Genomic DNA, 12487 nt, shown 5'->3' on the forward strand with positions numbered 1-12487 from the left:
AGTACAAGGGGGAGGGCCCTATGGAGCCCATGGACAAGGACCGGCGGGTGCCCGAGCGATATGAGCCGGGCGAGGGCTGTCTGACCACCGCGGTCCGGCTTCCGGTACGGATCGTGGTGCTGGTGCTCGTGGTGCCGGTGCGCCTGGTGTGGGACGCGCTCGCCGCCCTCGGCCGCGCCGTCCACCGGACCGCGCTGCGCCCCCTCGGCCGCGGCCTCGCCTGGTTGTGGCACACCCTTGTCGTGATCCCCGTGGCCTGGGCCTGGCGCACGCTGGTCGTCGCGCCGGCGGTCTGGTTCGGCCGGTATGTGCTGACGCCTCTTGGCCGGGGGATTGCCTGGCTGGTGCGTGGTCTGGGCGTCGCGCTGTTGTGGTTGGGCAAGGCGTTGTTCGTGTGGCCGTGGGTGGCGTTGTGGCGGTTTGTGGTGGCGCCGGTGGGTCGGGGCGTTGCTGTGGTGGTGGCGTGGTTGGTGCGGTATGTGGTGGTGGTGCCGGCCCGGTGGTTGTACGCGTCGGTGTTGACGCCGGTGGGGCGCGGTATTGCCTGGTTGCTGCGGGGGTTGGGCGTCGCGCTGTTGTGGTTGGGCAAGGCGTTGTTCGTGTGGCCGTGGGTGGCGCTGTGGCGGTTTGTGGTGGCGCCGGTGGGTCGAGGCGTTGCTGTGGTGGCGGCGTGGTTGGTGCGGTATCTGGTGGTGGTGCCCGCTCAGTGGTTGTACGCGTCGGCGCTGACGCCGCTCGGGCACGGGATCGCCTGGCTGGTGCGCGGCCTCGGCACCGTACTCGCCACCCTCGTCCGGTGGATCCTGGTCGTGCCGCTGGTCGCCCTGTGGCGGTATGTGCTCCTGCCTGTCGGGCGGGCGCTGGCCGCCGTGGTGACGGTCGTCGTCCGCGAGGTCGGGGCGGCGTTCGGGCACTGCTGGCGGGTCGCCGGGATCATCTCCGGGGCCGTCGGCCGGTTCCTCGGCACGGTGCTGCGGTGGCTCTTCGTCGAGCCGGTGCGCTGGGTCTACCGCACCGTGCTCACCCCGCTCGGCCACGGCATCCGTAACGGCATCTGGCGCCCCGTCCGGCAGGCGCTGCGCACCGCCCGCGAGACCGTCCGGCAGACCCGCAGGGAGCTCCGCCGGGCCCTGTTCGGCGCCCCCAGGGAGCCGCAGGCCGCGGCCGCCGTTCCGCCCCGCCGGGAACCGGGAGCCCCCGGGACACGTACTCTTGGTAGCAGTACGACCGCACTCACGAAGGACTGAACGACACTGGGCAAGCGACAGCCCGAAGGCCCGCCGCCCGCACCGGCGGTGCAGCGCATCCGACTGCGCTACACCAAGCGCGGCCGCCTCCGGTTCACCAGCCACCGCGACTTCCAGCGCGCTTTCGAGCGGGCGCTGCGCCGCGCCGAGGTCCCCATGGCCTATTCGGCGGGCTTCACCCCGCACCCCAAGGTGTCGTACGCCAACGCCGCCCCGACCGGTACGGGCAGCGAGGCCGAGTATCTGGAGATCCAGCTCGCCGAGCGCCGCGATCCGGACAAGCTGCGCGAACTCCTCAACGAGTCGCTGCCGGACGGGCTCGATGTGATCGACGCCGTGGAGTCCCGCACCAGTGGCCTGGCCGACCGGCTGGAGGCCTCGGTGTGGGAGATCCGGCTCGACGGCGTCACGCCGGAGACCGCCGGGCACGCCGTCGAGGCGTTCCTCGCCGCGGAAGAGGTGCAGGTCGAGCGCCGGACGAAAAGCGGTATGCGGACCTTTGACGCACGGGCCGCGGTGGCGCGTCTGGAAGCCGCCGGTCGCGAGGGCGATAGGCCCGACGGCAATGCCTGTGCGATACTGCGGCTGGTTGTTCGGCATCTGACACCTGCCGTTCGACCCGACGACGTCCTGTCCGGCCTCCGAGCTACGGCCGACCTGGCGCCGCCGGTCCCCGCTGCGGTGACCAGGCTGGCGCAGGGGCTGCTCGATGAGGAGACCGGCGCGGTGACTGACCCGCTAGCGCCCGACCGCGACGCTGCCACGGCCGCCCCACCCACGGCCGCCGGGCTGAGTGCCGCGAAGGTGACGAGTGGGGCCTCCCCGGCAGCCGGGGAAGGTACTGCGTAGGACCGCCGTCGTCGCGTCGCCGATCAACCAGGGAGCCACCCCGGTCCGGCAGACGCACTGACCAGGAGACTTTCGCCGGTCCCGCCCTACCGGGGCCGACGAGCGAGACGACAGCTCCCGTGCGGCGCCCACGCCCCGGACAGCGGGACCGCGCTCATCACGCGGACCGCGACCGGAATCAGGCGCGGCGCCCGGGAGCGTGACGGGAGAACCGCCCGCATGCTCGAGCCCATTGAGCCCACCGGATCCACGCATTCCCAGGATCGCGGTGCTGACGACAACAACAACCACTCACCCAGTGACACGCTGCCGCCGCGCCGTCGGCGCCGTGCGGCCTCCCGGCCGGCCGGTCCGCCGGTGGCCGGTGCCGCCGCCGAGGCCGCGGTGGTGAGCACCGAGGCCACCGCCGCGCCCGCGGCCGATCCGGCCCTCGCCGAGGAGACCACCGCGGCCGCGGTGACCACCGGCGACGAGGCCAAGCCGGCCCGTACCCGCCGCCGGGCGACCCGTAAGGTCACCTCCCCGGCCGGCGCCCCGCAGCCGGCCGCCGGGACCGAGACCGCCGAGGAAGAGGCCGAGGCCGAGACGGTCGAGGCCCCGGCCACCGCTGTCGAGACGCCCGCCGAGGCAGCGCAGGAGGAGGCGGCGCCGCGCCGCACCCGCCGCCGGGCCACCCGCAAGGTGACCGCCCCCGCCGGTACCCCGCAGAGCGAGGCCGCCCCGGAGCCGGTGATCGCCGAGGCATCCGCGCCCGGCGAGGCGTCCGCCCCAGCCGAGCCCGTCGTCGAGACCGCTCCGGCCGCCGCCGAGGAGACCGAGGAGGCGGCACCGCGCCGCACCCGCCGCCGGGCCACCCGTAAGGTCACCGCTCCGGCCGGCGCCCCCCAGGCGAGCGCCGCCGACGAGGCCGCCGCCACGGACACGGCCCCCGCCGCCCCGGCCGCCGAGGACGAGGAAGCGGCGCCCGCCCCCGCCGAGGAGGCCAAGCCCGCCCGGACGCGTCGCCGCGCCACCCGTAAGACCACCGCCGTCTCGGACGCGCCGCAGGCCGCCGAGACCGCCGAGGAGCCCGCGGCAGCGGAGCCCGTGGCCGAGGAGCCCGCGCCGGCGCCGGCCGCCGAGGACGCGACCGCCGAGGCGCCCCGCCGCCGGTCGCGCCGCCGTGGCGAGCGTGCCGCGGAGCCGGCCGCCGAGGCGCCCCGTGCCGAGGAGGAGCCCGCGGCGGAGGCACCGCAGCGCGGCCGCCGCCGTGCGCAGCGCCCCCCGACCGCCGTCTTCCAGGCGCCGGTCTTCACCGAGCCGATGTTCCAGACACCGGAGACCGCGGCCGCCGCCGCTGCCGCGGCCCGCCAGGAGGAGACCCCGGCCGAGCCGGCCGTGGAGGAGCAGCCCGCCGCGGGTGCGCGCCGCCGTCGCCGTCGGGGTGCCGCGGCCGAGCCCGAGCAGGTCGCCGCCGCCCCGGCCGAGGAGCCGGCGGCCGACGAAGCCGCCGCCGAGACCGAGCCGGAGGCCGAGCAGGCCGAGGGCCGCGGCGAGGACGAGTCCGCCGACCGCCCCTCGCGCCGCCGCCGCCGTGGTGGCCGCCGCCGTCGTCGTGGTGAGGCCGCCGAGGGCGCCGACGAGCAGGCCGCCGATGAGCGGGAGGCTGCGGAGGCGGAGCCCGAGGAGGCCGAGGAGCAGGCCGAGCCGCAGGAGGAGGCCGAGGAGTCGGCCGGCGGTTCGAGCAGCAGCCGCCGTCGCCGTCGCCGCCGTCGCCGTACCGGTGAGGCCGCCGAGGTCGAGGCCGGCGGTGCCGATGACCCGGAGCGCACGGTCGTCAAGGTCCGTGAGCCCCGCAAGAAGGACGAGGGCACCAGCGCCGACGAGGTGCAGTCGATCAAGGGGTCGACGCGTCTGGAGGCCAAGAAGCAGCGCCGCCGCGAGGGCCGCGAGCAGGGCCGCCGCCGGGTGCCGATCATCACCGAGGCGGAGTTCCTGGCCCGCCGCGAGGCCGTCGAGCGGGTGATGGTCGTCCGCCAGAGCGGCGAGCGCACCCAGATCGGCGTCCTCGAGGACAACGTGCTCGTCGAGCACTTCGTCAACAAGGAGCAGGCGACCTCGTACGTCGGCAATGTCTACCTCGGCAAGGTGCAGAACGTCCTGCCGTCGATGGAGGCCGCGTTCGTCGACATCGGCAAGGGCCGCAACGCCGTGCTGTACGCCGGTGAGGTCAACTTCGAGGCGCTGGGCATGGCCAACGGCCCGCGCCGGATCGAGACCGCGCTGAAGTCCGGCCAGTCCGTGCTGGTGCAGGTCACCAAGGACCCGATCGGTCACAAGGGCGCCCGGCTCACCAGCCAGGTCTCGCTCCCCGGCCGCTACCTGGTCTACGTGCCCGAGGGCTCGATGACCGGTATCAGCCGCAAGCTGCCCGACACCGAGCGGGCGCGGCTGAAGCAGATCCTCAAGAAGATCGTCCCCGAGGACGCGGGCGTCATCGTGCGCACCGCGGCGGAGGGCGCGAGCGAGGAAGAGCTGGCGCGCGACGTCCAGCGACTGCAGGCCCAGTGGGAAGAGATTCAGAAGAAGGCCAAGAGCAGCAGCTCCAGCGCGCCGACCCTGCTCTACGGCGAGCCGGACATGACCGTCCGGGTCGTCCGCGACATCTTCAACGAGGACTTCTCCAAGGTCATCGTCAGCGGTGACGACGCCTGGGAGACCATCCACGGCTATGTCGCGCATGTCGCCCCGGACCTCGTCGACCGGCTCCAGAAGTGGACCTCGGACGTCGATGTCTTCGCGACATACCGCATCGACGAGCAGCTGATGAAGGCGCTGGACCGCAAGGTCTGGCTGCCCAGCGGCGGTTCGCTGGTGATCGACCGGACCGAGGCGATGGTCGTGGTCGACGTCAACACCGGCAAGTTCACCGGCCAGGGCGGCAACCTGGAGGAGACGGTCACCAGGAACAACCTGGAGGCGGCCGAGGAGATCGTGCGCCAGCTGCGGCTGCGCGACCTCGGCGGCATCATCGTGATCGACTTCATCGACATGGTGCTGGAGTCCAACCGGGACCTGGTGCTGCGGCGTCTGCTGGAGTGCCTGGGCCGGGACCGCACCAAGCACCAGGTCGCCGAGGTCACCTCGCTCGGCCTGGTCCAGATGACCCGTAAGCGGGTCGGTCAGGGCCTGCTGGAGTCCTTCTCCGAGTCGTGTGTGCACTGCAACGGCCGTGGCGTCATCGTCCACATGGACCAGCCGACGACGGCCGGCGGCGGTGGCAAGCGCAAGAAGAAGGGCAAGGCCGAGAAGGCCGAGCCGCATGTCCACGAGGCCGAGGTCGCCGCGCCCACCCCGGACGGTGCCACGCCGGAGCTGGAGCCGGTCGCCGTGACGGAGGCCGAGCTGCAGCCCGCGGTGGCCGAGGCCGACGAGTGGTTCAGCAGCCCGGCCGAGGCCGAGGCGGCCGCCGGGCGTGGCCGTGGCCGCCGCCGGGCGAGCCGGAAGGTGTCCGCTCCGGCGGGCGCCCCGAAGGCCACGGAGGCTGCCGAGATCGTCGTGCCTGCCGAGCCGGTGGCGGCCCCCGAGCCGGAGCCCGCTCCGGAGCCGGTCGCCGAGGCGCCCGCTGAGGCACCGGTCGCGGAGCCCGCGCCGGCCCGTCCGCGCCGCCGGGTGACCCGTAAGGTGGCCGCCCCGCAGGTGTCCGACGACTCCACGGCGACCGTCGTGATCACCGCCCCCGCGGCGGAGCCGGTCACCGAGCCGGCACCGGCCGAGCCCGCGGAGCCCGCCGAGGGCGCCGGGGCGGAGGCGGAGCCCGCGGCCAAGAAGACCGCGAAGAAGGCGACGACGAAGAAGGCCGCGGCCAAGAAGACCACGGCGAAGAAGACCACGGCCAAGAAGACGGCGGCGAAGAAGACCACCACCGCCAAGAAGGCCACGGCGAAGAAGACCACCGCGAAGAAGACGACGACGAAGAAGGCGGCGGCCAAGAAGACCGCTGCCGCCGAGCAGCCCTCGGTGGCGTCGGTGTCCGTTTCCGCGGAGGACTGAGCAGGAAGGCCGTGCCCCGGGCCGTCAGCGGTCCGGGGCCGGTTTGACCCCCTGGTCAAGGCCCCGTAACCTTGACCGTCGGTGTCTGTGACACCAAACCCCTGAGCACACACCTCTCGGTCCGCCGAGGGAGGCCGCTCGTCCACTCGGATTCCATGGGCCCTATCCCGAGCCCGTGTGAGCGGCTGGCATCAGAGGATCCGTTTCTAGCGAAAGAGAGTTCCGCGTGTACGCGATCGTGCGCACCGGCGGACGCCAGCAGAAGGTTGCTGTTGGCGACGTCATCGAGGTTGACCGCATTTCCACCAGCAAGGTCGGCGACACCGTCGAGCTCTCGACGCTGCTGGTTGTCGACGGCGACTCGGTCACCAGCGACCCGTGGGTCCTGGCCGGCGTGAAGGTCCAGGGCGAGGTCGTCGACCACCACAAGGGCGACAAGATCCGGATCCAGAAGTACAAGAACAAGACCGGTTACAAGAAGCGGATCGGCCACCGCCAGCTCCACACGGCGCTGAAGATCACCGGCATCGACGCTCCGGCGAAGTAAGGGACTGAGGAGACATGGCACACAAGAAGGGCGCATCGTCCACTCGGAACGGTCGCGATTCCAATGCTCAGCGGCTCGGCGTGAAGCGCTTCGGCGGTCAGGCCGTCCTCGCCGGTGAGATCCTGGTCCGCCAGCGTGGCACCCACTTCCACCCGGGCACGGGCGTCGGCCGCGGCGGCGACGACACCCTGTTCGCCCTTGCTGCCGGTGCGGTGCAGTTCGGCACCCACCGTGGCCGCAAGGTCGTGAACATCGTTCCGGTCGCCGAGTAATTCCGGCCCGGACGTAGCTCCACGCATCGCAGCATTCCGAGGGCGGACCGCCTTTTCCCGTGAGAGCGGGAAGGCCGGTCCGCCCTTGGCGCGTTAAGACAAAGAAATCAGCAGCACAGAGACATCCGCGTAGTACCGCGACATCCCGCAGTTATCTGGAGGCACCCCCACCATGACCACCTTCGTGGACCGCGTCGAGCTGCACGTCGCCGCGGGTAACGGAGGCCACGGCTGTGCCTCCGTTCACCGTGAGAAGTTCAAGCCGCTCGGCGGCCCGGACGGCGGCAACGGCGGCCGTGGCGGCGATGTGATCCTGGTCGTCGACCAGGACGTCACCACCCTCCTCGACTATCACCACCACCCTCACCGCAAGGCCACCAACGGCCAGCCCGGCGCCGGCGACAACCGCGAGGGCAAGAACGGCAAGGACCTGGTCCTGCCGGTGCCGGACGGCACGGTCGTGCTCGACGGCAACGGCGAGGTCCTCGCCGACATGGTCGGCCAGGGCACCACCTTCATCGCGGGCCAGGGCGGCCGCGGCGGCCTCGGCAACGCCGCCCTCGCCTCCGCCCGCCGCAAGGCCCCCGGCTTCGCGCTGCTCGGCGAGCCCGGCGAGGCCCGCGACATCGTGCTGGAGCTGAAGACCGTCGCCGATGTGGCGCTGGTCGGCTACCCGAGCGCCGGCAAGTCGTCGCTGATCTCGGTGCTCTCCGCCGCCAAGCCGAAGATCGCGGACTACCCGTTCACCACGCTGGTGCCCAACCTCGGTGTGGTGACGGCCGGTTCGACGGTCTACACCATCGCCGACGTGCCGGGCCTGATCCCGGGCGCCAGCCAGGGCAAGGGCCTGGGCCTGGAGTTCCTGCGCCATGTCGAGCGCTGCGAGGTCCTGGTGCACGTCCTCGACACCGCGACCCTGGAGTCGGACCGGGACCCGGTCTCCGACCTCGACATCATCGAGGAGGAGCTGGCCCAGTACGGCGGTCTGGAGAACCGGCCGCGGGTGGTCGTCCTCAACAAGGTCGACATCCCCGACGGCCAGGACCTCGCCGACATGATCCGTCCCGACCTGGAGGAGCGCGGCTACCGCGTCTTCGAGGTCTCGGCCGTCGCCCACCAGGGCCTGAAGGAGCTGTCCTTCGCCCTCGCCGACATCGTCGCGAAGGCCCGGGCCGCGAAGCCCGTCCAGGAGGCCACCCGGATCGTGATCCGGCCGCAGGCCGTGGACGACGCCGGCTTCACGGTGACGCAGGAGGGCGAGGGCTTCTACCGCGTCCGTGGCGAGAAGCCCGAACGCTGGGTGCGCCAGACCGACTTCAACAACGACGAGGCCGTCGGCTATCTGGCCGACCGGCTCAACCGCCTCGGCGTCGAGGACGCACTGCTCAAGGCGGGCGCGCGCGCCATGGACGGCGTGGCGATCGGCCCCGAGGACAACGCGGTCGTCTTCGACTGGGAGCCGACCATGGCGGCCGGTGCGGAGATGCTGGGCCGGCGTGGCGAGGACCACCGTCTGGAGGCGCCCCGGCCGGCCGCGCAGCGCCGCCGGGACCGCGACGCGGAGCGGGACGAGGCCGCCGAGGAGTACGAGCGCTTCCGGCCCTTCTGACGGGCCTTCGGAGGGCCCGCGCCCACGGGTCCGCCCGGCTGGCACCGCACCACGGAAACGGGGAAGGCCCCCGGGAGGAAATCCTCCCGGGGGCCTTCCCCGTGTGCGTCGTCGCAGCCGGGGCCGTGGACGGCCCGCTGCGGGCTCAGACGGCGGCGGGGGTGTCCGGGGCGCCGTTGGCCTGGTTCTCGGCCGTCTCGGAGGCGTCCACGTCCTCCTGCGAGCGCTGACCGGGGATACCGGACAGCCGGTTCTCCATCCGGATGCGCCGCTCGTCGGCCTTGGTACACAGCGCCAGCGCCGCCTGGTTGAAGCGGACCGACGACGGCGGGTCCGACGGGCCCAGCAGATGCTCCTTGAGCTCGGCGCGCTCCGCGGCCAGGGTGTCCTTCTCCGGATTGCGGACCGCGTCGAGGAGAACGGCCACCTCCGCCGCCTCCGGCGTGAGGATCGTCGCCGCGCGCACGGTCGGGAAGTTCACCCGGAAGTCGTCCTCGCTCATCCCCGAGGTGTTGGCGACCGCGTACGGCTTCTCGCTGGTCAGGTAGTCGGAGACGACGCTGGAGACATCGCTGATCAGCACGTCGGCCTGGTTGAAGCAGCTGAAGATGCCGGGGCGGGCGGTGGTGATGATGCGGTGTTCCCACTCGGGGAAGGAGTTCCAGTACGCCTCTTCCCAGGCGGTGACGGCGGCCGCGACGGCGGCGGCACGGCCCTCCTCCGGGGTGCCCTGGAGCCGCATCCGCTCCAGCTCGTCCGCGCTCCTGCGGAACGCGGAGGTGGTCAGCGCGTTCAGCTCCTCGGTACGGCGGGCCAGTTCGGCGGCGGCCTCCGGGCCGGGACGGGCCCCGCTGAGCCGGGCGTTCGCCTCCGTGATCATCGCCTGGATGCGGCTGTTGGCGGCACCCGCCCGCGGGTCCACGGAACCGGTCATCGGGTGCGGCTTGTACAGCAGCCGCACGTTCTCGTCGGCGAGCAGCTCGCGGACGATGTTCTCGCCCGCCAGGATCACCGAGGTGTTGCCGGGGTTGCCGTCCCAGCCCTCCCAGGTCGGGGCGTACAGCACGGTCGTCGGCCGGCCGGCCGGGGCGCCCGTGTACGGCTGGATCGGGGCCAGCTGGGGGCGGCCGACCTCGATGACGTCCTTGTCCTCGACGCCGATGTCGGCGAGCTGGTAGCGGTCACGGGCCGCCGGGCCCGCCACCCACACCTCGTCGTACGCCTTCGCGTACGGGTTGCAGGAGGACAGCTTGTCGCTCTCGCCGTGGTTGGTGAAGGCGTGCTTGATGGACGGGATGCGCAGGATCTGCGAGGTCTTGCCGGAGTTCGCCGGGTGCAGCAGCACCTTGAGCGTGGAGTGCTCCAGCCGCATCAGGTTGGCGACCTTGGGGATGCAGACGATCGGGACGTCCGTGGCCTCGATCTTCTGCACCATGAAGCGCTCACGCAGCACGATGATCGGGTTGCCGTCCAGGTCGGCGAGGGTGCTCAGCCACATGTTGGCCTGGTAGGCGGACGAGGAGCCGCCGGAGAAGTACATACCGACCGTCGGCTGGTACTCCGCCAGCCAGTTGTCCAGCCACTCCAGGGCTTGCTTCTCGTTGGCCACCCGCTTCTTCGGCAGCAGCCAGGTGCCCAGGTAGAGCGTGCCGCCGGCGGACAGGGCCAGGGAGACGGCCAGGCCGATGCCGCCCCAGAAGGCGTCGGTGGTGATCGCGGTGAGCATCATGCCCGTCGTGGTGGGCACCGAGAAGCGCAGCAGGCGCCGGCCCGTCTGGCGGGAGAGGATGCGCGGCGGGGCGTCCGTCAGCCGCAGCGCGCTCGCGTCGATGTTGCGGGTGACGAACGGCAGGCTGCGGGTCCGGCGGACCAGCACCGCGACCGCCTGGCACACGAAGTGGGTGCCGTAGAAGAGGAGCAGCGTGATGGTGAGCGGCGCCTGCTCCTCGAGCGGATTGATGCCGTCGATGTGCAGCAGGCCGACCAGTATCAGCATGTCGCGCAGCAACTGGCGCACCGTGACGTCGAACCGGATCCGGCCCAGCACCGCGAGCAGGCCGGGCTGCTTGTGCTGGAGGACCAGGTCGAGACCCAGGTTGACCACGGAGGCGGCGATGAACAGCGGGATGACGGGCAGCAGCGCACCGAGGAGCTGCGCGGTGAACGCGACCATCATCGCGAAGAGGGCCGCGAGCTGTACGGCTCGGCGGGGGACGATTCCGGCGGAAGGCACGGGGGAGGGCTCCTGGCAGCACGAAAGGTCAGGGAGAGGCCGAGGGGGGCGGCCGGGTCCCGCGCTGCGACGCCGCCGGAGCGGCGAAACGGGACCGATGGACACCCGACCGTATGACCTTGTTGGCCCTGGTGACAATCTGCTGTGGCTCTCATCACCGCGAAAGCGGATCAATCGAACGCAACCCGCCGGGCGCGGATTCTCTCTTAAGGAAAACCCCGCCGGGTATCGGGCGAACGGGGACCGCGGCCCCTATTCTGCGCCACTTCTCCACCCGCCCGGACCGCCCTGCCCCGTCTCACACGCCGTCCGCCAGGCAATATCACGAAGCGCCCGCGGCCCGCTCTGCCGTAGATTGCGCCCGTAGGGCCGTGGTGCGGGCCGGGCAGAGTCCCCCGTACGGCGGTGGGATCGGCGAGTACAGGGGTATGCAGGTGGCAGGCGCAAGGCAGGACGTGAAGGACGCCCGCCGGATCGTGGTGAAGGTCGGCTCGTCCTCGCTGACCACGGCCGCGGGTGGACTGGACGCGGACCGCGTCGACGCCCTGGTGGATGTGCTGGCCAAGCACCAGGACAAGGAGATCGTGCTGGTCTCCTCCGGCGCCATCGCGGCCGGTCTGGCGCCCCTGGGGCTCGCGAAGCGGCCCCGCGACCTGGCCCGGCAGCAGGCCGCCGCCAGCGTCGGCCAGGGCCTGCTGGTCGCCCGCTACACCGCCTCCTTCGCCCGCTACGGCCGCCGCGTCGGCCAGGTCCTGCTGACCTCCGACGACACCAGCCGCCGGGCCCACTACCGCAACGCCTACCGGACCCTCGACCAGCTGCTGGCCATGGGCGCCGTACCGATCGTCAACGAGAACGACACCGTCGCCACCGACGAGATCCGGTTCGGTGACAACGACCGGCTGGCGGCCCTGGTCGCCCATCTCGTCCGCGCCGACCTGCTGATCCTGCTCTCGGACGTGGACGGCCTCTACGACGGCGATCCGGCCACCCCCGGCACCTCCCGGATAGCCGAGGTCCAGGGGCCCAAGGACCTGGAAGGCATCTCCATCGGCAGCGCGGGCAAGGCCGGCGTCGGCACCGGCGGCATGGTCACCAAGGTCGAGGCGGCCCGGATCGCGGCCGCGGCCGGTATCCCGGTCATCCTGACCTCCGCCGTGCACGCCGCGGACGCCCTGGCCGGTGGCTCCACCGGCACCCACTTCCTGCGCACCGGCCGCCGCTCCGCCGACCGGCTGCTGTGGCTCGCGCACGCCTCCACCCCGCGCGGGGCGCTGATTCTGGACGACGGGGCGGTACGGGCCGTCGTCGAGCGCCGTTCCTCGCTGCTGCCGGCCGGTATCGCCTCCGTGGAGGGCGAATTCTCCGCCGGCGACCCGGTCGAGCTGCGGGACGGCGAGGGCCGTGCGGTGGCCCGCGGCATGGTCAATTTCGATGCCCGGGAAATCCCCCGTTTGATGGGGCGTTCGACCCGCGATCTCGCCCGTGAGCTGGGCCCCGCCTATGAGCGGGAGGTCGTGCACCGCGACGATCTGGTGCTGCTGCACTCCTGAGGGCCGTACTCCTGGGCCCGCCCCGGCGCGACGTTCCCCGGCGGCCGAAAACCGCCCCTCCGGCCTGGGGTGAAGACCGGCGTTTCCATGGAGACCTTGGGGAAAACGCCCCCGCGACGGGCCGCGGGCTGGTCAACTTTGTTGC

8 protein-coding genes are annotated in these 12487 nt (G+C 72.3%); 7 read left to right on the forward strand and 1 reads right to left on the reverse strand.

The window, feature by feature from the left end; all coding sequences use genetic code 11:
• Positions 1-20: 20 nt before the first annotated feature.
• The 6 genes from ACZ4XD_RS27600 (at position 21) to obgE (ending at position 8556) form a co-directional block, all read left to right on the forward strand.
• Entirely contained in the window at positions 21-1247 is a 1227-nt protein-coding gene (locus tag ACZ4XD_RS27600; RefSeq protein ID WP_468046433.1) for a hypothetical protein, read from the forward strand.
• A gap of 48 nt (positions 1248-1295) precedes the next feature.
• The gene (locus ACZ4XD_RS27605) at positions 1296-2096 is read left to right on the forward strand and encodes a TIGR03936 family radical SAM-associated protein (protein WP_468046435.1); all 801 of its coding nucleotides are present in this window, start codon (positions 1296-1298) and stop codon (positions 2094-2096) included.
• 219 nt (positions 2097-2315) lie between these two features.
• A complete protein-coding gene (locus ACZ4XD_RS27610; protein ID WP_468046437.1) occupies positions 2316-6128 on the forward strand; it encodes an Rne/Rng family ribonuclease in 3813 nt (1270 codons plus the stop codon).
• A 226-nt stretch (positions 6129-6354) separates the two neighbouring features.
• Complete coding sequence (gene rplU / locus ACZ4XD_RS27615) at positions 6355-6675, forward strand: 50S ribosomal protein L21 (protein ID WP_006605648.1); 321 nt, start codon at positions 6355-6357, stop codon at positions 6673-6675.
• A 14-nt stretch (positions 6676-6689) separates the two neighbouring features.
• The gene (gene rpmA / locus ACZ4XD_RS27620) at positions 6690-6947 is read left to right on the forward strand and encodes a 50S ribosomal protein L27 (protein WP_018088248.1); all 258 of its coding nucleotides are present in this window, start codon (positions 6690-6692) and stop codon (positions 6945-6947) included.
• 172 nt (positions 6948-7119) lie between these two features.
• A complete protein-coding gene (obgE, locus tag ACZ4XD_RS27625; RefSeq protein WP_468046440.1) occupies positions 7120-8556 on the forward strand; it encodes a GTPase ObgE in 1437 nt (478 codons plus the stop codon).
• 145 nt (positions 8557-8701) lie between these two features.
• Here obgE and ACZ4XD_RS27630 read toward each other — a convergent pair whose 3' ends face one another.
• The gene (locus tag ACZ4XD_RS27630) at positions 8702-10789 is read right to left on the reverse strand and encodes a hypothetical protein (RefSeq protein WP_468046442.1); all 2088 of its coding nucleotides are present in this window, start codon (positions 10787-10789) and stop codon (positions 8702-8704) included.
• A 434-nt stretch (positions 10790-11223) separates the two neighbouring features.
• Here ACZ4XD_RS27630 and proB point away from each other — a divergent pair, with 434 nt between their 5' ends.
• Positions 11224-12342 carry a glutamate 5-kinase gene (proB, locus tag ACZ4XD_RS27635; protein ID WP_107070703.1) on the forward strand — a complete coding sequence of 373 codons (1119 nt, stop codon included), beginning with the start codon at positions 11224-11226 and terminating at the stop codon, positions 12340-12342.
• Positions 12343-12487: the final 145 nt, after the last annotated feature.

This window comes from Streptomyces sp. NPDC029466 (assembly GCF_055574515.1).